This is a genomic window from Microbacterium lacusdiani (genome assembly GCF_054779895.1).
The window spans coordinates 595,682-617,074 of sequence record NZ_BAAGXJ010000003.1 but is presented as its reverse complement, the minus strand read 5'-3'; the positions used below and the strand labels follow the sequence as shown (position 1 = coordinate 617,074).

Genomic DNA, 21,393 nt, shown 5'->3' with positions numbered 1-21,393 from the left:
CATGAGCATGACGATGACCGACACCGAGGAGCGCCTGGCCCTCGTCGAGATGGTGCGGGAGTTCGCGGAGACCGCGCTGGCCCCCTACGCGGGGGAGTGGGATCTCGAGAAGCACTTCCCGGTCGAGACGCTGCGGCAGGCGGGGGAGCTGGGACTCGGCGGCATCTACGCCCGCGAGGACGTCGGCGGCTCCGGTCTCACCCGCCGCGACGCGCTGGCGATCTTCGAGGAGCTCGCCAAGGGCGACACGACCATCGCCGCCTACATCTCGATCCACAACATGGTGGTCTGGATGATCGACACGTTCGGCGACGAGGAGCAGCGTCGGCGCTGGGTCCCGCGGCTGGCCGCCATGGAGGATCTCGCGAGCTACTGCCTCACCGAGCCCGGGGCGGGATCCGATGCCGCCGCCATCACGACCTCCGCGCGCCGCGAGGGCGACGAGTACGTGCTCAACGGCACCAAGCAGTTCATCTCGGGCGCGGGCGCCTCGGCCGTGTACGTCGTGATGGCCCGCACCGGAGGCCCGGGTCCCAAGGGGATCAGCGCGCTGATCGTGCCGGGCGACGCCCCCGGCCTGTCGTTCGGTCCCAACGAGCGGAAGATGGGCTGGAACGCCCAGCCGACGCGGCAGGTGATCCTCGACGACGTGCGCGTGCCCGCGTCGCACCTGCTCGGAGACGAGGGCACCGGCTTCCACATCGCCATGAAGGGGCTGAACGGCGGCCGCGTGAACATCGGCGCGTGCTCGCTCGGCGGCGCCCAGTGGGCGCTGGACCGCACCGTCGCGTACGTCCAGCAGCGGCAGGCGTTCGGCGCCCCGCTCTCGGCGCTGGACTCGGTCGTGTTCACGCTCGCCGACATGGAGACCCAGCTGCAGGCGGCCCGTGCCCTGCTCGAGCGCGCCGCCGCGAAGATGGACGAGAACACGCCGGATGTGGCGGTGGCGTGCGCGCTCGCGAAGCGCTTCGCGACCGACGCCGCGTTCGAGGCCGCCAATGCGGCCCTCCAGCTGCACGGCGGATACGGCTACCTCCACGACTACGGGATCGAGCGGGTGGTCCGGGACCTCCGCGTGCACCAGATCCTGGAGGGCGCCAACGAGATCATGAAGCTGATCGTCGGGCGCGACCTGCTCGAGAGGAAGCGCTGACCCGCACCTCGCAGACGGGGTGCCGAACCCAGGCGTCGAAGGAGACGACATGAGCATCATCGCGTTCATCGGCCTCGGCCACATGGGCGGCCCCATGGCCGCCAACCTCGTCCGCGCGGGGCGCGACGTGCGCGCCTTCGACCTCGTGCCCGAGCTCTGCGCGGCGGCGCGCGACGCCGGCGTCGCGATCGCGGAGTCGGGCGAGGCGGCCGCCGCCGAGGCGGACGTCGTCATCACGATGCTGCCCGAGGGTCGGCACGTGCTCGCCGCGTACGGAGACGGCACGGGCGACGGACTCCTCGCGGCAGCGAGACCGGGCACGCTGTTCATCGACTCGTCCACCATCGCCGTCGACGACGCGCTGATGGCCGCCTCGCGGGCCGTCGCGGCGGGTCATCGTGCGCTGGACGCGCCGGTGTCGGGCGGCGTGGTCGGTGCGGAGAACGCGACGCTCGCGTTCATGGTGGGCGGCGACGAGGCCGACTTCGCCGAGGCGAAGCCCATCCTCGAGCTGATGGGGCACCGGATCGTGCACTGCGGCCGCGCGGGGCTGGGTCAGGCGGCCAAGGTCTGCAACAACCTCATCCTCGGGATCTCGCAGATCGCCGTCGCCGAGGCTTTCGTGCTCGGCGAACGACTGGGGCTGTCCCACCAGGTGCTGTTCGACGTCGCCTCCAACGCGTCCGGGCAGTGCTGGGCGCTGACCACCAACTGCCCGGTGCCGGGACCCGTGCCGACCAGCCCCGCGAACCACGACTACCGCCCGGGGTTCGCCGGCGCGCTCATGGCGAAGGACCTCGGCCTCGCGGAGCAGGCGATCGCCCGCACCGGGGTGGATGCGCGCCTCGGGCTGCTCGCGAGGGAGATCTACCGGGAGTTCGCCGAGGGGCCGGGCGCCCAGCAGGACTTCTCGGCGATCATCAACACGATCCGGGCGCAGGCGGAGCCGGGAGCCTCGGGACGATGACGGGCCGGCGTCCGGCGGATCAGAGCGGCTCGGGCATCGGCCGCGGGTCGGTGAAGTCGCCCGCGCGCCGGCGCAGCCGCGCGATGATGTGCGCGAGCGAGCGCAGCTCATCCGCGTCGAGCCCGATCTGCTCGAACACCTTCGCGTTGAGCGCGTGCGTCGCCCGCTCGGCGAGATCGCGTCCCGCGTCGGTGAGGGTCAGGATGGCCGCACGCCCGTCCTGCGGATGGGCCTCGCGCCGCAGCAGCCCGTCCTGCTCCAGGCGCCGCACGGTGTTCGTGACGCTCGCCGGATGCACCTGCAGGCGGGTCGTGGCGGAGGACATCGGCAGCCGGCCCTCCCGCGCGAACGCCAGCAGCCGCAGCATCTCGTACCGCGCGAAGGTCAGCCCGAACGGGCGCAGGGCGCCGTCCACCCGCGCGAGCATCAGCTGGTGCGCCCGCATGATCGACGTCACCGCCGCCATGCCGTCGGCGGCGTCCTCCCACTCGTGCGCGATCCACTGGCGCCGGGCCTCGGCGATCGGATCCACCGGCAGCGGTGAGTGTGGAGCCATCCGGCGCACCTCCCTGTCTCAGGGTCACGTTATCGGGTGGACGCCGGCGTGCTCCGCGGCGCCGCGCGAGCGCCGGGCATCGACGGACGGGAGGCGCGGATGAGGATCGTGGTGCTCGCGAAGGAGGTGCCGGACACGGCGGGGGAACGGCGCCTGTCGCTGGAGACGGGGCTCGCGGAGCGCGAGGGCGCGACGCGGGTGCTCGACGAGATCTCCGAGCGCGCGATCGAGGTCGCCCTGCGGTACGCCGACGCCCATCCGGGGACCGAGGTGGCCCTCGTGTCGATGGGTCCCGCCACGGCCGCCGCCACGCTCCGGAAGGGGCTCGCGATGGGCGCCACGTCGGCCCTGCTCGTGGCCGACGACGCGCTGCGCGGCGCCGACCTCTCCCTGACCGCCGAGGTGCTCGCCGCCGCCGTGCGCCGGGTCGGCTTCGACCTCGTGATCGCGGGCGACCGGTCGACCGACGGGTCGGGCGGGGGGCTGCCCGCGATGCTCGCGGAGCGCCTGGGCGTCGCGCACGCGACCTCGCTCGCCTCGGTGGAGATCGCGGAGGAGCGGGTCTCGGGGGCGCGCGCCGTGGAGGCGGGCGTCGCGCGCGTGACGGCCGCGCTGCCCGCGGTGATATCCATCACGGAGGCGCTGCCCGACCCGCGGCTCGCGAGCATCAAGGGGATCATGGCCGCCAAGAAGAAGCCCTTCGAGACCGCGAGCCTCTCGGACCTCGGCGTCGAGGCGGATCGGATCGACGCCCCGCGGTCGATCATGCTCGCGGTCGCCGAGCGGCCGGCGCGGGGCGCGGGGACGATCATCACGGACCAGGGGGATGCGGGCGAGCGCCTGGCGGAGTTCCTCGTCGAGAACCGGCTGGTGTGAGGTGGAGGACGTGGAGATCGCCGAGGACGCCATCCTGGTCGTGGTCGAGCTCGCTCCCGACGGCGAGCCGGCGGCCTCCGCGGCGGGGCTGCTGGGCGCCGCCGACGCCGTGGGAGCGCCCGTCGCGCTCGTGGTCGCACCGGCGGAGCGGCATGAGGCGCTCGCCGCGGCCGTGGCCGCGCTCGGGGCCGAGACCGTGCTGCTCGCGGCGCCCACGGGAGATCCGGCGCTCCTGACCGTGCCGACAGTCGACGCGCTCGCTGCGGCGTACGCGCTGGTGCAGCCCGACGCGGTGCTGGTGTCGAACTCGGTGGAGGGGCGCGATGCCGCGGGCCGCTTCACGGCGCGCGCGGGGCTTGCGATCGCGGTCGACGCAGTCGGGGTCTCGCGGGACGAGCTCGGCATCGTGGCGCACCACTCGGTGTACGGCGGCGCGTACACCGTGGACTCCGCCGTCACCTTCGGCGCCCCGGTCATCACGCTCCGGCAGGGGGCGGTCGAGCATCGGGCGCAGCCGCGGCCCGTGACGTCGCGCGTGCTCGATGTCGAGTCGTCGGGCGCGCCCGCCGCCGTGGTCGAGTCCTTCGAGGCGACCTCCGGGGCGACGTCGCGCCCGGATCTGCGGGGCGCCGCGAGGGTCGTGGCGGGCGGGCGGGGGCTGGGATCCGAGGAGGGGTTCGCGCTCGTCGGCCGGCTCGCCGATGCGCTCGGCGCGGCAGTGGGCGCATCCCGTGCGGCGGTCGACGCGGGGTACGTCCCCGCCGCGCACCAGGTCGGGCAGACGGGCGTCTCGGTCTCGCCCCAGCTGTATGTCGCCCTCGGCATCAGCGGCGCCGTCCAGCACCGCGTCGGCATGCAGACCGCGAAGACGATCGTCGCGATCAACAAGGACGCCGCCGCGCCGATCTTCGAGATCGCCGACTTCGGGGTCGTGGGCGACGTGTTCACCGTCGTGCCGCAGCTGATCGCCGCCCTCGAGGCACGGAGGCCCTGAGTGGCGACCTACGGCACGACGATCCGCCGCGGCCTGCCGCGCGTCCCGGGCGGCGAGCCGTGGCCGCCCGGTCCGGAGGGGGCGGCGGCGGCGCTCGCCGCGGAGCCCGAGCCGACCGCCGGGGAGCCGGAACGCGGGGAGCGCGGTCGGGTCGAGGCTCAGCCGAAACCGGCACCCGTCGAGGTCGGGCGGGCCGGCGAGGACCCCGGCCCGGCGATCACGGCGTCCGGACCCGTGCGACGCGGCCTGCCGCGCGTGCCGGGCGGCGAGCCGTGGCCGTCCGCGGCGTTCGCCGCGCGCGTGGCCGAGCGCCTCGCGGGGGCGGGTGCCGACCGGGCGAGCGGCCGGGAGGCGCCCGCGCCGCGATCGTCCACGGTCCCCGTGCGGCCGGTGCCCGATGCGGCATCGAGCCCGGGGCGCGCGGTCGCGCCGACGCGGCGCCCCAGCGCGGCGCCCGAGCCCGAGCGGATCGGGCCGTACACGCGGGGGCAGTGGGTGGGCGCCGCGCTCCTCACCGCCGGCGCCCTGCTGTACGCCGCCGCGATGGTCGTGCTCCTGACCCGCTGGATCGTGTCGCTCGACGGAGTGCGCGCGTTCATCGCCGCGTATCCGGGGGCCTATCCGCTCCCGGCGGGCGCCCCGGTGGGCATCCCCGCCTGGCTCGGCTGGCAGCACTTCTTCAACGTGTTCCTGCTCGTGCTCATCATCCGCAGCGGGTGGCAGGTGCGCACCGAGCGGCGCCCGCCGGCGTACTGGGCGCCGCGCGCGAAGCCGAGGGGCCGGATCAGCCTCTCGCTGTGGTTCCACCAGTCGCTCGACCTGCTGTGGCTCGTGAACGGCGCGATCTACGTCATCCTGCTGTTCGCGACGGGCCAGTGGATGAGGATCGTCCCGACCTCGTGGGACGTCTTCCCGCACGCGCTGAGCGCGCTGCTGCAGTACGCCGCGCTCGACTGGCCCACCGAGAACGGATGGGCGCACTACAACGCCCTGCAGCAGCTGGCGTATTTCGGCGTCGTGTTCGTCGCGGCCCCGCTCGCGGCGATCACGGGGTTCCGCATGTCGAACCTCTGGCCCGCACGGGCGAAGACGTTGAACCGGATCCTCCCTGTGGAATGGGCGCGCGCGGTGCACTTCCCCGTGATGATCGTGTTCGTGCTGTTCATCGCCGTGCACGTGACGCTCGTCCTCGCCACGGGAGCGCTGAGGAACCTGAACCACATGTACGCCGCGAAGGACGTCGTCGACTGGACGGGCTTCTGGATCTTCGGCGCGTCGATGCTCGCGATCGTCGCGGCGTGGGTCGCGGCGCGTCCGCTCGTTCTCGCGCCCGTCGCCCGGCTGTTCGGCACGGTGTCGGGACGATAGACCGCGAGACGTCGGGTACGGATACGAGACACGGAGGAGAGAGATGCACATCGAGGGAGCCAGCGCGCTGGTCACGGGGGCCGCGTCGGGCCTCGGGGAGGCGACCGCACGGGCGCTCGCACGCCACGGCGTCGACGTGATCGGGGTCGACCTGCCCGCCGCCGTGGAGCGCGCCGGCGCCGCGCCCGAGGGGGAGACCGGGGTGCGGCTCGTCGGCGCCGATGTGACGGATGAGGGGCAGGTCCGGGCCGCGCTCGAGGCCGCGCCGGCGGGATCGCTCCGCCTCGTTGTCAACTGCGCCGGCATCGCGCCGGCGCGGCGGATCCTCTCCTCGCGCGGCGTCCACGACCTCGAGACCTTCCGCCGCGCGATCGAGGTCAACCTGGTGGGCACCTTCAACGTCATGCGGCTCGCGGCCGAGGCCATGGCGCAGAACGAGCCCGACGAGCAGGGGCAGCGCGGGCTCATCGTGAACACGGCGTCGGTCGCCGCATTCGAGGGTCAGATCGGCCAGATCGCCTACTCCGCATCGAAGGGCGGGGTCGCCGCCATGACCATCGCGGCGGCCCGCGACCTGGCCCAGCACGGCATCCGCGTCAACACGATCGCCCCGGGCATCGTCGACACCCCGATGCTCGCGTCGCTGGGCGAGGAGGTGAACGCCTCGCTCGCCGCGACGGTCCCGTTCCCGCATCGCCTCGGCCGCCCCGAGGAGTTCGCGCGACTGGTCGTGTCGATCGCGGAGCTCGACTACCTCAACGGCGAGACCATCCGCCTCGACGGCGCCCTTCGCATGGCCCCGCGCTGAGTGGAGGCGCGCCAGCGCCGCCCCCACCCTCCGGTCGTTGAGCGGAGGCGCGCCAGCGCCGGAGTCGAAACGTGTCCAAACCGTCCCTGCAGACCGGCCCACAGCTCGTCCACAGGATGCCCCCAAGACGAGTTCTCCACAGATCTCGTTTGAATCCCTGATCTGCCCTTTCCAACCCGTCGAATGTCGGTGGCCCCGGGAAGAATCAGGGGCATGACGACGGAGCCGCACTCGACCGGGTGGACCACCACCCTCGGCGAACTGGCGCGCACGTCCGAGCTGGTGGACGACTTCCTCGCGCAGGAGCGGGCGATCGCGCAGGCGAAGGCGCGGCAGGCGCGGATCCTCGCCGAAGCCCGCGCGATCGCCGAGTCGCAGATGCGCCGCGCCGGCACGGGTTCGGAGTTCGAGCACCCGGTGCGATCGATCGCGGCCGAGTTGGGCGTCGCGGCGCGGATCTCGGACCGGTCCATCCGGCTCCGCATGGAGTGGGCGGTGGACCTCGTGGACGGGTTCCCGGCCACGTTCGCCCTGTTCGAGGAGGGGCGCATCTCGGAGGGTCACGTCCGAGCGATCCTGGACGCCGGCAGCCGTCTCGAGGATGACGACTCCCGCGCCGAGTTCGAGCAGATCATCCTGCCCCGCGCGGTGAAGCTCACCGCCGGGCAGCTCGGGTCCGTCGCACGGAAGCTCGCCGATGACATCGAGCCGCTGCCACTGGAGGAGCGGCACGAGGAAGCCATGGCCGACCGCTCCGTGAGCGTGGCTCCGCTTCCGGACGGGATGGGCGAGTTGACCTACATCGGTCCGGCCGTGACGGTGTACGCGATGCACGACCGGGTGACGCAGATGGCGCGCACGATCTACCGGACGAAGGCCGAGGGCGACGACCGGACGTTGGATCAGATCCGGGCGGACGTGTTCGCCGAGATCGCCCTCGCCGGGTTGCCCACCGCGGAGCTGATCGACCAGCACGGTGGCGACGCCCTGACGCAGATCAAGGCGACCGTGCAGGTCACCGTGCCGTGGCAGTCACTGACCGGCGTCGGTGACGAGTCGGCGTTCCTCGCCGGTTACGGGCCCATCCCCGCGGAGGCCGCGCGCCGCCTGGCCGGGGAGGCCGCCAAGTGGACGCGCCTGTTCACCGACCCCGACACCGGGTGCTTGAAGACCGTCGACACCTACACGCCCACGAAGGCGCAGCGAAGGTTCCTGATCGCCCGGGACGAGCACTGCCGCTTCCCCGGCTGCCGGCAGCCGGCGGTCCGGTGCGAGGACGACCACACCATCCCGTACTCCCACGGTGGCCCGACAGACGTCCGCAACCTCGCCAACCTGTGCCGGGCCCACCACGTCCTGAAACACAACTCGAATTGGGACTTCCGACACGGACCCGGCGGGGTGATGGAGGTCATCAGCCCGACCGGCCGGATCGTCAAGCACAAACCCACCCCGGTCGTGAGGTTCGAGGCATCCGCCGAGATCGCCCGCGCCGACTTCGGCGCCGACCCGCCCCCGTTCTGACGCTTCCCGCTCACCGGCGTATACCGCGTGGACCGCGCGAGCGCAATGCCCTGTCCGCCGTGCGAAGCGGTGCGTTCACTGGGATCACCGCAGGGTGAATCCCGAAAGGAGCATCGTCATGAGCACTCCCACCGATCCGGACCGGACGACCCCGGAGGACCCGCGCCGCGCGCCCGAGCACGGCCGTCACGTTCCCGGCGACGGCGACGGCGACGCAGGCTACGGCAGCGACGAGCCGACGCGCTCGTACGACGTGGCCCCGGGCGACGACCGGACCCGCGCGCACGACGTCGACGACTCGCGTGACCGCCGCGTCGACGACAGGCGGGACGACGGCGTCGTCCACCATGACGCGGCTCCCGCGACCGGCGTGGCCGGGGTGCCGGGCCGCGAGGTGCGCGAGGAGGTCGTGGCACGCGAGAAGGAGGAGTTCGGCGGCATGAAGTTCGGCTCGGCCTTCTTCGGCTGGCTGTGCGCCATGGGCATGACGGTCCTGCTCACGGCGCTCGTCGCCGGGACCGGGGCCGCGCTGGGCCTCGGCGCACAGGTCGACCCCGAGCAGGCCGCGGAGGAGAACGCCGGCACGATCGGGATCGTCGGCGCGATCATCGTGCTGGTCATCCTGTTCATCGCGTACTACTGCGGCGGCTACGTGGCCGGCCGGATGTCGCGCTTCAGCGGAGCCAAGCAGGGCGTCGCCGTCTGGCTCTGGGCGATCATCATCGCCGTCGTGGTCGCGATCATCACGGCGATCGCGGGCGCGCAGTGGAACATCCTCGCCGAGGTCAACACCTTCCCGCGTCTGCCCTTCAACGAGGGCGAGCTGACCACGCTCGGCGTCATCACCGCCGTGGGCGCGCTGCTGGTGAGCCTGGGAGGCGCCGTTCTCGGCGGCGTCGCGGGCATGCGGTTCCACCGCAAGGTCGACAAGGTCGGCTTCGGGCGCTGACCCGGCACTCCGGCCCAGACGCGAAGGCCCGCCGATCCGGCGGGCCTTCGTCGTGCCCGGGGGCGTCGCGCCGTCAGACGTGCACGTCGGTCCGGGCGCGTGCGAGCCGCTCGGCGACGATGCGGCTGGCGGCCTCGACCGTCGTGACGCCCTCGCGCTCGGCGACGTCGAACACCGACCGCAGCGTGTCGGCGATCCCGTCGAGGCGCGCGTCGAGCTGGGCCCGCGGCAGATCGACCGGGGCGTCGAGGAAGATCACGCCGCCCGCGTTCACCAGGAAGTCGGGGGCGTAGACGATCCCGCGCGCGGCGAGCTGCTCGGCGCCGTCCGGGCGCAGCAGCTGGTTGTTCGCGGGTCCGACCACGGCCCGGGCGGCCAGTTCCTCGATGACGGTCGGGGACAGCATGCCGCCGACGCCGGCGGGGATGAACACGTCGGCGTCGACGCGGCGGGCCTCGGCCGGCTCGACCCACGCGGCGCCCAGGCGCTCGGCGAGGTCGCGGCGCTCGGGGTTGACGTCGCACACGGTGAGGACCGCGCCCTCGGCGGCGAGCTGCTCGGCGAGGCTCGAGCCGACATGGCCCAGCCCGGCGATCGTCATCCGGCGTCCGGCGACGGCGCCGCTGCCGTCCATGCGCCGCAGCGTCTCGCGGATCGCCGCGTACACGCCGTGCGCGGTGTGCCGCGCGGGGTCGCCGTGGCCACCGGTCTCGGGCGGCAGGCCCACGACGTGGGCGGTCTGCTCGGCGACGACGGCCATGTCGGCCGACGTGACGCCCACGTCCTCGGCCGTCCGGTAGCGGCCGCCCAACTGCTCGACCAGGTCGCCCAGGTCGAGGAAGGCGGCGCGCCGGCGCTCGTCCTCGAGGCGCTCGCCGATCGGCAGATGGATGACGGCCTTGCCGCCGCCGGCGTCCAGCCCGGCGAGCGCGTTCTTGAAGGTCATGCCCTGCGACAGACGCAGGGCGTCGTCGACCGCGTCCTGCCACGACGGGTAGTTCCAGACTCGGCAGCCGCCCAGGGCGGGGCCGAGCACGGTGCTGTGCACCGCGACCGCGATGACCAGGCCGGATCGGCGGCCGGTGACCACGCTCAGGTGCTCGTGCTCGAAGGGGGTGGTGATCTCAGACACGATGGTTCCGTTCTCTCGGGTGCGGCTTGTGGCCGCTATGGAGATTCCACGCCCATCGCGCAGGGGCATCAAGGCCCCGCGCGGATTCTGATCATCCTGCTCGTCCACGGGCCGATCCCGGTGGCGCGGACGCGCAGGATGCGCCGCCATCCGGCGCTCGTCAAGGCGGGTGCCTCGAGCGTCCCTCGCCGGTAGACCGGAACGCACGAGGACAGACGTACAGGACGAGGGAGGAGCGACGTGACCGTCAAGCTGAACGAGAGCGCGCTGCGTCACGCGAAGAAGCTCGTGCGCGACGGGCGCGTGGTGCACGACGAGCGCGACGACTGGAGCGAGCACGCGCTGCCCGCGAAGAAGGAGACGGCGTGGCGCGAGGAGCACGGCTGGGACGAGTACGCCCGGTGGCACCTCGGCATCGACACGGATGAGAACGAGGAGACCAAGGCGCACTACTCGTTCCCCTTCGGGGATTACGAGAAGGTGCACCGCTGCGCCGTCATCTCGCTCGAGTCCCGGGCCGCGCAGTACGACCACGACGAGATCGCGGCCGCGGCGAAGGAGCTGCTGGAGCTGATCGACGCCGAGTGACGCAGAACGGTCAGCGCGGCGCCACGGCGTCGCGCAGCCACGCGAGCGCGCGCTCGGTGAACCGGGCGGCGACCTCGGCGTCCACCCCGAGGGTGTCGAAGCCGTGCGGCGCCCCGGGCACGACGTCGAGCACGACGGGCACACCGGCCGCCTTCAGCCGCCGCGCGTAGGCGACGTCCTCGTCGTGGAAGAGGTCGATGTCGCCGACGCCGATCCACGTGGGAGGCAGCCCGCGGAGATCCTCGCGCCGCGCGGGAGCGGCCGCCGCCGGCACGGTGTCCTCGCCGGGGCGCGCGGTCCCGAGCAGCAGTGCGGTCCAGCCGACCCGGTTCGCGGCGTTGTTCCACACCGGGTGGTCGAGTGCATCGAGGTCGGTCCGGGTCGCCGTGCGGTCATCCAGCATCGGGTAGATCAGGAGCTGCGCGACCGGCTCGGTCCCTCGGGAGCGACCGCGGGCGGCGTCGTGCACCGCGTTGACCACCGAGGCCGCCAGGCCGCCGCCCGCGCTGGCCCCGCCGACCGCGACGCGCGCGGGGTCGACGCCGAGCTCCGCGGTGTGCGCCTGCAGCCAGGTCCATGCGGCCAGGCAGTCCTCCTGCGGCGCGGGGAACGGATGCTCCGGCGCCAGCCGGTACTGCGGCGCCACGACCGTGATCCCGAGCTGCGCCGCCATCCGCGCGCACAGCCGGTCGTCCTGCCGCGGTGCGCCGATCACCATGCCGCCGCCGTGGATCCACAGCAGGGCGCCGCCGGTGTGCGTGCCGGGGGAGTGGACGCGCAGCCGCAGGGAACCGGCGCGCAGGTCGCGCGTGGTGACGCCGGGCGCGCGCGCCGCCGGCACGAGGTGCCGTGCCCCGAACCGCGCCAGCACGCGCATCGCGGCGTTGCCGACGTCGACGCGCGGCGCCCGTCGCGCCATGTCGCGCAGGTCGGGATGCACGTCGTCGAGCCTCATGCGGACAGCCTGGCACGCAGGCCCGGCGTGCTCAGCAGGCGCGTCGCGGAAGCCGTTGACACCGTCGGATGTCGACGCTAACGTACAACCAAATGGTTGTACGAATGGGAGCCCAGCTCAGCGACGCGGAGATCGACGCGATCTTCCACGCGCTCGCCGACGCGACGCGACGCGACATCGTGACGCGCGTCATCGAGCGCGAGCGGTCGGTCTCGGCGCTCGCGGAGCTGTACGACATGAGCTTCGCCGCGGTGCAGAAGCACGTCGCGGTGCTCGAGCGCGCGTCGCTCGTGACCAAGCAGCGCCGCGGGAGGGAGCAGATCGTGCACGCCGAGCCATCGGCGATACGGGACGCCCGCCGTCTCCTCGACCGGTTCGAGGACCTCTGGCGGCAGCGCATCGACCGGATGCAGAGCATCCTCGAGGAAGGAGAAGAGCGATGACGTTCATCGAAGCGGTGAAGGACCCCGACGCCCTCACCATGACCATGGTCGCCGAGTTCGACCGCCCCGCCGAACGGGTCTGGAAGCTGTGGGAGGACCCGCGGCAGCTCGAGCGCTGGTGGGGCCCTCCGGGGTGGCCGACGACCTTCACGCGCCACGACTTCGCCGTGCCGGGGCGCTCGACGTACTACATGAGCGGCCCCGAGGGCGAGAAGGCCCACGGGTGGTGGAGCTGGCTCGAGATCGCGGAGCCGACGACCCTGCGGGTCGAGGACGGCTTCGCCGACGAGAACGGCGATCCCACCGGCGACCTGGGCTCCACCGTGTTCACCGTGACCCTCGAGCCGACCGACGGCGGCGGCACGCGCATGTCGATCGCCTCGCAGTTCGAGTCGGCGGAGCAGCTCCAGGCCATGGTGGACATGGGCATGGAGGAGGGCATGAAGGGGTCGCTCGGGCAGATCGACGCGATCCTGGCCGAGGACTGACGAGGCACGCGAGGCGGCCCGGGCGCGTGCGGCGCCCGGGCCGCCTCGCGTCGCGCGGAGCCGATGCCCAGGCGGCCCGGCTAGACTGGGGGAGCGCGACCGCCTGACCGGCGATTCCGACGCCCGTTCTCACCGGGCGCCCCGGTCTGCGGATATCGCGCCATCCGACCGCTCACCCGGTCCACCCCCTACGCACACGCCGAATCGCGTGCGCGCCCGCACCTTCCGCGATGCGCCGACGACGGCGCCGTCGCCTCCACGAAACGATCACCATGCACTCCGCACTTCCCCCTGTCCACCTCGACCACGTCGCTCCCGCGGCTCTCCGCTGGAAGCAGGCCGACCACGACGTCTACGTGGCGACCCTCCACGACGAGTTCGCCGGCTTCATCGCCGTCACCGGCGACGACCGCTTCGCGCTGCACGGCCCGCAGGGTCAGCCCATGGGCGCCTTCCGCACTCAGCACGAGGCGCGCGCGGCGCTGCGAGCCGAGCTGCAGGAGGCCGCCGCGCCTGCTCCCGAGACCCGGAAGCGCGCCACCCCGCCCCGCCGCACGCGCCGGCCGCGCGCCCGAGTGCGCGGCTGAGCCCGCCTGGTGGGACGGCCCCTATCGGTGCGCTGGGTGTCGCCCGGGCAACCGCCTGGTATACGCGACGCCGCATGCCCCGGCCTGTAACGTGAGCCTCAGCGATCGGCATCCGCCTTTGGCTTCGAAGGCCGTCCGGCGGCCGACCGATCGACAGGGGCACGCCATCTCCTCCACCGACACCCTCGTCCGCGCGGACGCCGTCGCCAGCCGTCTCGGGCCCGTGCGTCAGACGTATGCCGGGACCGACACATATCCGCCCATCGCCCGCGCCTACACGCAGGTGTCGCAGGTCGTGCGAGAGACCGGCCTGCTGCGCCGCGCGGTCTGGTTCTACGCCCTCGTCGGCGTCGCGCTCGCCCTGGCATTCGGCGGCGTGGTCACCGGGTTCATCCTGCTCGGCGACAGCTGGTTCCAGCTGCTCATGGCGGCGGCGCTGGGCATCCTGTTCACGCAGGTCGCCTTCCTCGCCCACGAGGCCGCGCACAAGCAGATCCTCACCACGGGTCCGGCGAACGACCGGCTGGCGCGCATCCTCGCGGCAGGCGTCGTCGGCATCAGCCTCTCCTGGTGGGACGCCAAGCACACCCGCCACCACGCGAACCCCAACCGGGTGGGCAAGGACCCCGACATCGAGGTCGACACGATCTCGTTCCTCGACGCCGACGCGGCCGAGGCCCGCGGGCTGCGACGCTGGATCACGCGCCGCCAGGGCTGGCTGTTCTTCCCCCTGCTCACGCTCGAGGGGCTCAACCTGCACTTCCTCGGCCTCAAGCACCTGTTCTCGCGTGAGCCCGTCAAGGGCCGCTGGCTCGAGCTGAGCCTGATCGCGCTGCGCCTCGCCGTCGTGCTGGTGCCCGTGTTCCTGCTGCTGCCTCTCGGCATGGCGTTCGCGTTCGTCGGCGTGCAGCTGGCCGTGTTCGGCGTCTACATGGGCGCCTCGTTCGCGCCCAACCACAAGGGCATGCCGATCATCGCCCACGACGCCAAGCTCGACTTCTTCTCGAAGCAGGTGCGCACTTCGCGCAACATCTCGGGCGGCTGGTGGGCGACCACCCTCATGGGCGGCCTGAACTACCAGGTGGAGCACCACCTGTTCCCGAACATGCCCCGGCCGCACCTGGCCAAGGCGCGCGAGATCGTCCGCGACTACTGCGCCTCGTTCGACGTGCCCTACACCGAGACCACGCTCTGGCGCTCGTACGGCATCGTGATCGAGTACCTCAACCGCGTCGGCATCGCCGCGCGCGACCCGTTCGACTGCCCGGCGGCCGCGCAGCTGCGCCGCGCCTGAGGGGATCGCGTGCAGCGCACGCGACATCGCCGAGGACCCCGCAACCCGACAGTCGTCGGAGAGCGGGGTCTTCTGGCGCAGGTCGGCAGGATCCATGCCACGGGTGTCCGATCGGCCACGTCCCGGCGCGTCCGCGGGCGGTGAGAATGAGGGGATGACCCCGCCGTCTCCCGCGCCGACCCGGCCGCGCCTGCACCCCGCCTGGATCGTCGCGATCGTGGCGTTCCTGGCCCTGGTGGGCGCCGCCGGCTTCCGCGCCGCCCCGAGCGTGTTCATGGTGCCGATCGAGGCCGAGCTCGGATTCAGCCGCACCGATCTGTCGATCGCGATCGGCATCAACATCGTGCTGTTCGGCCTGACGGCTCCCTTCGCAGCCGCGCTCATGGACCGGTTCGGGCTGAAGCGCGTCACGATCGGAGCGCTCGCGCTCGTCGCCTCCGGCGCCGTGCTCGGCACGCTCGCGACGGCGCCGTTCGTGCTGTGGCTGACGTGGGGCGGGCTGATCGGCATCGGCACGGGATCCATGGCGATGGTGTTCGCCGCCACCGTGACGCAGCGCTGGTTCATCCGGCATCGCGGAGTGGTCTCCGGCGTGCTGAGCGCGGGAAGCGCGACGGGCCAGCTCGTGTTCCTGCCGCCCACGGCGTGGCTGGCGACAGAGGTCGGATGGCGCGAGGCGAGCCTGGTGGTCGCGGGCGGCGCGTTGATCGTCGTGCCGCTCGTCGCGTGGTTCCTGCACGACTCGCCGCACCGCATCGGGCTGCTGCCGTACGGCGCGGATCCCGCGGACCCTCCCGCGCTGCCGCACCGGTCCCTGGTCAACCCGGCCGTGCTCGCGCTGCGCGCGCTGCGCGACGCCGCGCGGCAGCGGACCTTCTGGGCGCTCGCGATCGGCTTCGCGGTGTGCGGCGCCTCGACCAACGGCCTGATCGGCGCGCACTTCATCCCCGCCGCGCACGACCACGGCATGACCCAGCCGGTCGCGGCGGGACTGCTCGCGACCGTCGGCATCTTCGACATCGTCGGCACGGTGCTCTCCGGCTGGCTCACGGACCGGGTGAACCCGCGCATCCTGCTGGGGGTGTACTACGCCGGTCGCGGCATCAGCCTGCTGTTCCTGCCGTTCCTGCTCTCGAGCGAGGTCCACCCGCCCATGTGGTTCTTCATCGTGTTCTACGGGCTGGACTGGGTCGCCACCGTGCCGCCGACCATCGCCCTGTGCCGCGAGGTGTTCGGCGACCGCGGGCCGCTCGTGTTCGGCTGGGTGTTCGCCAGCCACCAGCTCGGCGCCGGCATCGCGACGATCCTCGCCGGCATCGTCCGCGACGCCACGGGCCACTACACGATCGCCTGGTTCGCCGCGGCGGGGCTGTGCATCGTGGCGGCGCTGGTGTCGCTGCGCATCCGGCGGGTGCCGGTCGCGCCGCCCGAGCCGGACCCGCTCGTCGAGGAGCGGGTCGGCTGAGCCTCACCAGCCGATGTGCTGGGACGGGTACACGTCCCGTATGCGCTCGCTGAAGAACCGCCCCGCGCTCGCGGCGTTGCGCAGGCCGCGATACACGGACGGCGGCACGGCGAAGTACCGGTAGACCTCGCCGGTCGTGAACTCGATCTCGAGCACCGCCGTCCCCGGGTCGTACCCCGCAGCGGCGATGACGCTGGACTCGAGCGACACGCGCCTCATCCCGTTCCCCCGTCCGCACCCTGTTTCGACGGTAGACGCCCGCGCCGCCTCGGCGACCCGGGATTGACGGCCGGCGAAGCGTGCGGTACACCGGCACCCGCGCTCCGGGAGCGGGGATGTCGGCGCCCCCGCCTACCATGGCGCCATGACAGCCGAGGAGCGCCCGGGCGGCGCGGAGCTCGTCGTCGCGGATGCCGCGGCCTGGCGTGCATGGCTCGACCGGCACGAGGACACGTCCGACGGCGTCTGGCTGATCCTCGCGAAGAAGGGCACCACGTCGCCCACCTCGCTGACCTACGCCCAGGCGCTCGAGGAGGCGCTGTGCAGCGGCTGGATCGACGGGCGCCGCCAGAGCGTCGACGGCGCGGTCTTCCGGCAGCACTTCACGCCCCGGCGCCGCGCGTCGATCTGGTCGCAGCGCAACGTGGGCATCGTGTCGGAGCTGATCGCGCAGGGCCGGATGCGCCCGCGCGGGCAGGCGGAGGTCGACCGGGCGAAGGCCGACGGACGGTGGGAGCGGGCGTACGCGGGACCCGCGACGGTGCAGGTCCCCGAGGATCTCGCGGCGGCGCTGACGGCGTCCGCCGGCGCGGCGGAGTCCTTCGCGCGGCTCAACGGGCAGAACCGCTACGCCGTCCTGCACCGGGTGCTGACGGCGCCCAGCGCCACCAGCCGCGCCGACCGGATCGCCAAGCTGGTCGCCATGCTCGAGAGGGGCGAGACGCCGTACCCGCAGTGAGCCCCGTCCCGGGCTCGGCCCGCGCCGCCGCTACGCTGGGTGCCCACACACCGTCGCGCATACGTGAGGAGGGACGCATGCCCGCATCCCGGCCGCCGTCCATGGCGGACGTCGCCGCGCGCGCCGGCGTCTCGCACCAGACGGTCTCCCGGGTGCTGAACGGGCACGCCTACGTCCGCCCCGAGACGCGCGACCGAGTGCTCGCGGCGATCGAGGACCTCGGGTACCGGCCGAACCAGGCGGCGCGCGCCCTCGTGACCGCGCGCACCGCGACCGTGGGCATCCTGACCGCGGCCACCACGCACTTCGGCCCGGCCAGCACCGTGCTCGCCATCGAGGCCGCCGCGCGGTCGGAGGGCTACTTCGTGTCGGTGGCGGCGCTCGCCGGAGACGACTCCGCCTCGGCGCGCGAGGTTCTCGACCAGCTCATGAACCAGGGCGTCGACGGCGTGGTCGTGGTCGCCCCGCTGGAGGACGTCGCCCGCCTGATCGACGACCTGGCCCCGGCCGTTCCCGTCGTCGTCGTCGCGGCGCGCCCCGACATCCCGGCCGAGACCAGCGTCCGCTACGTGTGCGTCGACCAGCACCGGGGCTCCTCGCTGGCGACCCGCCACCTGCTCGAGCTGGGGCACAGCAGGATCGTGCACGTCGCGGGCCCGGACGGCTGGTACGACGCGGCGCGCCGCGTCACCGGCTACACCGAGGCGATGGCCGAGGCGGGGCATCCCGCGCGCACGGTGGCGGCCGAGGGATGGTCGGCCGACCGCGGATACGAGATCGGCCGCGCGCTCGCCGCCGAGATCGGCGGCGCCGACGGGCCGACGGCGATCGTCGCCGCCAACGACTACCTCTCGCTGGGGCTGCTGAAGGCGTTCTGGGAGAGCGGAGTGCGCGTTCCCCAGGACGTCGCGGTCGTAGGCTTCGACGACATCGACGGCAGCGGGTTCCTCGTCCCGGCGCTCACGACCGTGCGGCAGCCCTTCGCCGAGCTGGGGGAGGCCGCGCTCCGGGCCCTCCTCGACCACTGGTCCGCCGGCGCGGCCGCGTCGACCGGCGGCATGGTGGCGGTCATCCCGCCCGTGCTCGTCGTGCGCGACAGCACGGCTCCGCCCGCCTGAGCCCGCGGCTCCTTCACCCGCGGCGCGGGCCTGACGCGTGCCTGGGGACGCCCGCCGCGGCCGTCGACGACCACGGTCGTCCACGGCCCGGGCTCGGCGAGCAGGTCGGCCAGATCGGCGGTCTTCACGCCGGTGTCACTCATCCGCGCCGCCCTCCTCGACCCCGCGGTCGTCGAGAAGATCCTCGGGCGCGTCCTCCTCCGAGGCGCCGCGCCGCGGCGGCTCGACGTCGTCGGCGACCGGTGCGTCCCCCACCGGCGCCTGCTCGAGCGCGCCGTCCTCGGTCTCCGCGCCGGGCGCGGTCTCGTGCCGGAACGCCCGATCGACGTCCGGCGCATCCGTGTCATCGGGCAGCGGCTCGGTCTCGCGGAACGGCTCGGCGTGCGGGGCGCCGTGTCCCTGCACCATGCCGCGCGATTCCTGCGCCAGCTGCTCGTCCGTTCGGGGACCGTGCGTGGTGTTGCCTCGCTCGGAATCGGTCATGATCGTGCTCCCTTCCGGATCGGTGTGCTCCCGACCGTAGGTCGCCGGCGCATCCTGCCGAACGGGGTTGACGATGCCCCACTGCGGCGGTACGGCCGGCGATCCGCGGCCGTGCCGGTGAACCGGACACTCGTCCCCGACGTGGAACGATGGACGGATGACCTCCGCCAACGCCGCCGCCAACCTCTCCCGCGACGAGACGGCCGCGCGCTCCGCGTCGATCTCGCTCCGCGACGTGCGGGTCGAGCTCGACCTGACGGGTGCGCCCGACGGCGGGCGCACGGGATTCCCGACCGTCGTGACGCTGGAGTTCGACGCGACCGTGGAGGCGACCTGGGTCGACTTCATCGGCGAGTCGGTCGAGCGGGTGGTCGTGAACGGCGTCGACCGGGACGTCGCGTGGGACGGCGCACGCATCCTGCTCGCGGGGCTCGAGGGTGAGAACGTCGTGCGCATCGAGGCCGTCGGCGCCTACAGCCGCTCGGGCGAGGGCCTGCACCGGTTCCGGGACCCGGTGGACGGCGAGACCTACCTGTACACGCAGTACGAGCCCGCCGACGCGCGCCGCGTCATGCCGTGCTTCGAGCAGCCCGACATGAAGGCGCGCTTCACGTTCGTCGTGTCGGCGCCCGCCGGCTGGCACGTGCTCTCGAACCAGGCCGCCGTCCGCACCGAGGTGCACGGCGACGCCCAGACGGTCGAGTTCGCGCCGACCCTGCCGCTGTCGAGCTACATCACGGCGGTCGCGGCAGGGCCGTACCACGGCGCGAGCGGGGAATGGGAGCGCGACGGGCTCACCGTCCCGCTGGGCGCCTACTGCCGCGCGTCGCTCGCGCGGCACTTCGATGCCGACGAGATCCTCGAGATCACGCGTCAGGGCCTCGACTTCTTCCACGAGGCGTTCGGCTTCCCCTACCCGTGGTCGACGTACGACCAGGTGTTCGTGCCCGAGTACAACCTCGGCGCCATGGAGAATCCGGGCCTCGTGACCTTCACGGAGGCGTATGTCTTCCGGGGCGCGTCGACCGACGCGCAGCACGAGGCGCGCGCCAACACGATCCTGCACGAGATGGCCCACATGTGGTTCGGCGATCTCGTGACCATGCGCTGGTGGGATGACCTGTGGCTCAAGGAGTCATTCGCCGACTACATGGGATCGCACGCCTCGGCGGCCGCGACCCGGTTCGCGGACGCGTGGGTGTCGTTCGCGGCGCGCCGCAAGGCGTGGGCCTATCAGCAGGACCAGCTGCCCACCACCCACCCGATCGTCGCCGACATCCCCGATCTCGAGGCGGCCAAGCTCAACTTCGACGGCATCACCTACGCGAAGGGCGCGTCGGTGCTCAAGCAGCTCGTCGCGTACGTGGGCGAGGACGCGTTCTTCGAGGGCGCCCGCCGCTACTTCCGGGCCCACGCATACGGCAACACCACGCTCGACGACCTGCTCGCCGACCTGGAGGCGGCGTCGGGCCGCGACCTGCGCGCCTGGTCGGCCGCCTGGCTCGAGACCACCGGCATGTCGACCCTGACGTACGACCGCGAGGCCGGCGAGCTGATCCAGACGGATCCGCGCCCGCACCGGCTCGCGATCGGCTGCTACGCGCTCCGCGACGGGCGGCTCGAGCGGACCGCCCTGGTGGAGGCCGACCTCCGCGACGAGCGGACGCGCGTCGAGCTGCCCGACGCCGACCTCGTGCTCATCAACGACGGGGACCTGACCTACGCCAAGGCGCGGCTCGACGCGCGCTCCCTGGACGCTGTGGAAGAGGCGCTGTCCACGCTGGAGGACGCGCTCGCCCGGGGCCTGGCCTGGTCGGCGCTGTGGAACGCGACCCGCGACGGCGAGCTGCCCGCGCGCCGCTATCTCGAGATCGTCCGTCGCCACGCGCCCGCCGAGGCGCACGTGGGCCTGCTCGGCGGCGTCACCGGCAACGCGGCGTTCGCGATCGGCCACTACGTGCCGATCGAGGCCCGCGCCGAGGAGCGCCGCGCGTGGCTCGACCTGACGTGGGCGCAGACCCACGCGGCCGCACCGGGAGGCGACGCGCAGCTCGCGTGGGCGCGCGCCCTCTCGGGCGCCGCGGCGTTCGACGACGCCCGCGCGGGCGAGCTGCGCGCCATGCTCGACGGCGCGGCGCCCGTGCCGGATGGGCTGCCGCTCGACGCCGACCTGCGCTGGTCGTGGCTGACCGCGCTCGCCGCCACGGGTCACGCGGGCGAGGCCGACGCGGACGCCGAGCTCGCGCGCGACGACACCGCCACCGGACGCACCGCCCGCATCCGGGTGCTCGCGGCGCGCCGCGACGCCGACGTGCGCGCGGCCGCGTGGCACGCGGCGTGGGACGACCGCTCCCTCACGAACGACCACCTCGACGCCACGATCGCCGGGGCGCGGACGGGGGAGAGCCGCTCGATGCTCGCGCGGTTCGACGACGAGTACTTCGCCCGGATCCGCGACACGTGGTCCGAGCGCTCGATCGAGATCGCACGGCGGCTCGTCACGGGGCTGTTCCCGGCATCCGACTCGCTCGAGCCCGTCGACGCGTGGCTCGCGGCGAACGCCGACGCGCCCGGCGCGCTGCGGCGGCTCGTGATCGAGCAGCGCGACCACCTCGCTCGCGATCTGCGCGTGCGGGAAGCCTCCCTCCGCGGTCGCTGAGCGGAGACGAAACGGCAGACGCCGCCCT

At 73.2% G+C, this 21,393-nt stretch carries 22 protein-coding genes; 17 read left to right on the top strand and 5 right to left on the bottom strand.

What is annotated here, in order from left to right; genetic code table 11:
• Position 1: 1 nt before the first annotated feature.
• Complete coding sequence (locus ACYVGN_RS05065; protein ID WP_460789170.1) at positions 2–1,153, top strand: acyl-CoA dehydrogenase family protein; 1,152 nt, start codon at positions 2–4, stop codon at positions 1,151–1,153.
• 49 nt (positions 1,154–1,202) lie between these two features.
• On the top strand, positions 1,203–2,120 hold the full coding sequence (gene mmsB, locus ACYVGN_RS05060) for a 3-hydroxyisobutyrate dehydrogenase (RefSeq protein ID WP_460789169.1): 918 nt from the start codon (positions 1,203–1,205) through the stop codon (positions 2,118–2,120).
• 19 nt (positions 2,121–2,139) lie between these two features.
• Here the strand turns inward: mmsB and ACYVGN_RS05055 are convergent, their stop codons facing one another.
• Positions 2,140–2,676, bottom strand: a complete 537-nt coding sequence (locus ACYVGN_RS05055; RefSeq protein ID WP_460789167.1) for a MarR family winged helix-turn-helix transcriptional regulator — start codon at positions 2,674–2,676, stop codon at positions 2,140–2,142.
• Between the two features lie 99 nt (positions 2,677–2,775).
• Here ACYVGN_RS05055 and ACYVGN_RS05050 point away from each other — a divergent pair, with 99 nt between their 5' ends.
• From ACYVGN_RS05050 to ACYVGN_RS05025, 6 genes are all read left to right on the top strand, one after another.
• Complete coding sequence (locus ACYVGN_RS05050; protein ID WP_460789166.1) at positions 2,776–3,552, top strand: electron transfer flavoprotein subunit beta/FixA family protein; 777 nt, start codon at positions 2,776–2,778, stop codon at positions 3,550–3,552.
• 10 nt (positions 3,553–3,562) lie between these two features.
• Positions 3,563–4,546: an electron transfer flavoprotein subunit alpha/FixB family protein gene (locus ACYVGN_RS05045; RefSeq protein WP_055991979.1), complete on the top strand. Its 984-nt coding sequence runs from the start codon at positions 3,563–3,565 to the stop codon at positions 4,544–4,546.
• A complete protein-coding gene (locus ACYVGN_RS05040) occupies positions 4,547–5,914 on the top strand; it encodes a cytochrome b/b6 domain-containing protein (protein ID WP_460789164.1) in 1,368 nt (455 codons plus the stop codon).
• 43 nt (positions 5,915–5,957) lie between these two features.
• Positions 5,958–6,722 (top strand): SDR family NAD(P)-dependent oxidoreductase, encoded by a 765-nt coding sequence (locus ACYVGN_RS05035; RefSeq protein ID WP_460789162.1) that lies wholly within the window; start codon positions 5,958–5,960, stop codon positions 6,720–6,722.
• A 213-nt stretch (positions 6,723–6,935) separates the two neighbouring features.
• A complete protein-coding gene (locus tag ACYVGN_RS05030) occupies positions 6,936–8,246 on the top strand; it encodes an HNH endonuclease signature motif containing protein (protein WP_460789161.1) in 1,311 nt (436 codons plus the stop codon).
• Positions 8,247–8,364: 118 nt separating this feature from the next.
• Complete coding sequence (locus ACYVGN_RS05025; RefSeq protein ID WP_460789159.1) at positions 8,365–9,195, top strand: hypothetical protein; 831 nt, start codon at positions 8,365–8,367, stop codon at positions 9,193–9,195.
• 73 nt (positions 9,196–9,268) lie between these two features.
• Here ACYVGN_RS05025 and ACYVGN_RS05020 read toward each other — a convergent pair whose 3' ends face one another.
• Entirely contained in the window at positions 9,269–10,327 is a 1,059-nt protein-coding gene (locus ACYVGN_RS05020) for a Glu/Leu/Phe/Val family dehydrogenase (RefSeq protein WP_460789157.1), read from the bottom strand.
• Positions 10,328–10,567: 240 nt separating this feature from the next.
• Here ACYVGN_RS05020 and ACYVGN_RS05015 point away from each other — a divergent pair, with 240 nt between their 5' ends.
• Positions 10,568–10,915 (top strand): hypothetical protein, encoded by a 348-nt coding sequence (locus ACYVGN_RS05015; RefSeq protein WP_134746095.1) that lies wholly within the window; start codon positions 10,568–10,570, stop codon positions 10,913–10,915.
• Positions 10,916–10,925: 10 nt separating this feature from the next.
• Here the strand turns inward: ACYVGN_RS05015 and ACYVGN_RS05010 are convergent, their stop codons facing one another.
• Positions 10,926–11,870 carry an alpha/beta hydrolase gene (locus ACYVGN_RS05010; protein ID WP_460789156.1) on the bottom strand — a complete coding sequence of 315 codons (945 nt, stop codon included), beginning with the start codon at positions 11,868–11,870 and terminating at the stop codon, positions 10,926–10,928.
• Between the two features lie 104 nt (positions 11,871–11,974).
• Between ACYVGN_RS05010 and ACYVGN_RS05005 the strand changes: the two genes are divergently transcribed.
• The 5 genes from ACYVGN_RS05005 (at position 11,975) to ACYVGN_RS04985 (ending at position 16,147) form a co-directional block, all read left to right on the top strand.
• Entirely contained in the window at positions 11,975–12,313 is a 339-nt protein-coding gene (locus tag ACYVGN_RS05005; protein WP_460789154.1) for an ArsR/SmtB family transcription factor, read from the top strand.
• Positions 12,310–12,801, top strand: coding sequence for an SRPBCC family protein (locus ACYVGN_RS05000; protein WP_460789153.1), 492 nt, complete (start codon positions 12,310–12,312; stop codon positions 12,799–12,801). The genes ACYVGN_RS05005 and ACYVGN_RS05000 overlap by 4 nt, the downstream gene beginning before the upstream one ends.
• A 272-nt stretch (positions 12,802–13,073) precedes the next feature.
• Positions 13,074–13,388, top strand: a complete 315-nt coding sequence (locus ACYVGN_RS04995; RefSeq protein WP_460789151.1) for a hypothetical protein — start codon at positions 13,074–13,076, stop codon at positions 13,386–13,388.
• A gap of 166 nt (positions 13,389–13,554) precedes the next feature.
• Complete coding sequence (locus ACYVGN_RS04990) at positions 13,555–14,682, top strand: fatty acid desaturase family protein (RefSeq protein ID WP_460789238.1); 1,128 nt, start codon at positions 13,555–13,557, stop codon at positions 14,680–14,682.
• 154 nt (positions 14,683–14,836) lie between these two features.
• The gene (locus tag ACYVGN_RS04985; protein WP_460789149.1) at positions 14,837–16,147 is read left to right on the top strand and encodes an MFS transporter; all 1,311 of its coding nucleotides are present in this window, start codon (positions 14,837–14,839) and stop codon (positions 16,145–16,147) included.
• 3 nt (positions 16,148–16,150) lie between these two features.
• Here ACYVGN_RS04985 and ACYVGN_RS04980 read toward each other — a convergent pair whose 3' ends face one another.
• Positions 16,151–16,366, bottom strand: coding sequence for a KTSC domain-containing protein (locus tag ACYVGN_RS04980; RefSeq protein ID WP_460789148.1), 216 nt, complete (start codon positions 16,364–16,366; stop codon positions 16,151–16,153).
• A 145-nt stretch (positions 16,367–16,511) separates the two neighbouring features.
• Between ACYVGN_RS04980 and ACYVGN_RS04975 the strand changes: the two genes are divergently transcribed.
• The gene (locus tag ACYVGN_RS04975) at positions 16,512–17,105 is read left to right on the top strand and encodes a YdeI/OmpD-associated family protein (RefSeq protein ID WP_460789146.1); all 594 of its coding nucleotides are present in this window, start codon (positions 16,512–16,514) and stop codon (positions 17,103–17,105) included.
• 77 nt (positions 17,106–17,182) lie between these two features.
• Positions 17,183–18,223, top strand: a complete 1,041-nt coding sequence (locus ACYVGN_RS04970) for a LacI family DNA-binding transcriptional regulator (RefSeq protein ID WP_460789144.1) — start codon at positions 17,183–17,185, stop codon at positions 18,221–18,223.
• A 135-nt stretch (positions 18,224–18,358) separates the two neighbouring features.
• On the opposite strand, the gene ACYVGN_RS04965 is transcribed toward ACYVGN_RS04970, so the two are convergent.
• Positions 18,359–18,706, bottom strand: a complete 348-nt coding sequence (locus ACYVGN_RS04965; protein ID WP_205829482.1) for a hypothetical protein — start codon at positions 18,704–18,706, stop codon at positions 18,359–18,361.
• 157 nt (positions 18,707–18,863) lie between these two features.
• Between ACYVGN_RS04965 and pepN the strand changes: the two genes are divergently transcribed.
• The gene (pepN, locus tag ACYVGN_RS04960; protein ID WP_460789142.1) at positions 18,864–21,365 is read left to right on the top strand and encodes an aminopeptidase N; all 2,502 of its coding nucleotides are present in this window, start codon (positions 18,864–18,866) and stop codon (positions 21,363–21,365) included.
• Positions 21,366–21,393 lie beyond the last annotated feature (28 nt).

Coding starts and splice junctions, on each gene's coding strand:
- pepN (WP_460789142.1), top strand. CDS start 18,864: ATGACCTCCGCCAACGCCGCCGCCAACCTCTCCCGCGACGAGACGGCC.
- ACYVGN_RS05000 (WP_460789153.1), top strand. CDS start 12,310: ATGACGTTCATCGAAGCGGTGAAGGACCCCGACGCCCTCACCATGACC.
- ACYVGN_RS05025 (WP_460789159.1), top strand. CDS start 8,365: ATGAGCACTCCCACCGATCCGGACCGGACGACCCCGGAGGACCCGCGC.
- ACYVGN_RS04985 (WP_460789149.1), top strand. CDS start 14,837: ATGACCCCGCCGTCTCCCGCGCCGACCCGGCCGCGCCTGCACCCCGCC.
- ACYVGN_RS05055 (WP_460789167.1), bottom strand. CDS start 2,676: ATGGCTCCACACTCACCGCTGCCGGTGGATCCGATCGCCGAGGCCCGG.
- ACYVGN_RS05050 (WP_460789166.1), top strand. CDS start 2,776: ATGAGGATCGTGGTGCTCGCGAAGGAGGTGCCGGACACGGCGGGGGAA.
- ACYVGN_RS04995 (WP_460789151.1), top strand. CDS start 13,074: ATGCACTCCGCACTTCCCCCTGTCCACCTCGACCACGTCGCTCCCGCG.
- ACYVGN_RS04970 (WP_460789144.1), top strand. CDS start 17,183: ATGCCCGCATCCCGGCCGCCGTCCATGGCGGACGTCGCCGCGCGCGCC.
- ACYVGN_RS04965 (WP_205829482.1), bottom strand. CDS start 18,706: ATGACCGATTCCGAGCGAGGCAACACCACGCACGGTCCCCGAACGGAC.
- ACYVGN_RS05010 (WP_460789156.1), bottom strand. CDS start 11,870: ATGAGGCTCGACGACGTGCATCCCGACCTGCGCGACATGGCGCGACGG.
- ACYVGN_RS05035 (WP_460789162.1), top strand. CDS start 5,958: ATGCACATCGAGGGAGCCAGCGCGCTGGTCACGGGGGCCGCGTCGGGC.
- ACYVGN_RS05065 (WP_460789170.1), top strand. CDS start 2: ATGAGCATGACGATGACCGACACCGAGGAGCGCCTGGCCCTCGTCGAG.
- ACYVGN_RS05030 (WP_460789161.1), top strand. CDS start 6,936: ATGACGACGGAGCCGCACTCGACCGGGTGGACCACCACCCTCGGCGAA.
- ACYVGN_RS04975 (WP_460789146.1), top strand. CDS start 16,512: ATGACAGCCGAGGAGCGCCCGGGCGGCGCGGAGCTCGTCGTCGCGGAT.
- ACYVGN_RS05005 (WP_460789154.1), top strand. CDS start 11,975: ATGGGAGCCCAGCTCAGCGACGCGGAGATCGACGCGATCTTCCACGCG.
- mmsB (WP_460789169.1), top strand. CDS start 1,203: ATGAGCATCATCGCGTTCATCGGCCTCGGCCACATGGGCGGCCCCATG.
- ACYVGN_RS04980 (WP_460789148.1), bottom strand. CDS start 16,366: ATGAGGCGCGTGTCGCTCGAGTCCAGCGTCATCGCCGCTGCGGGGTAC.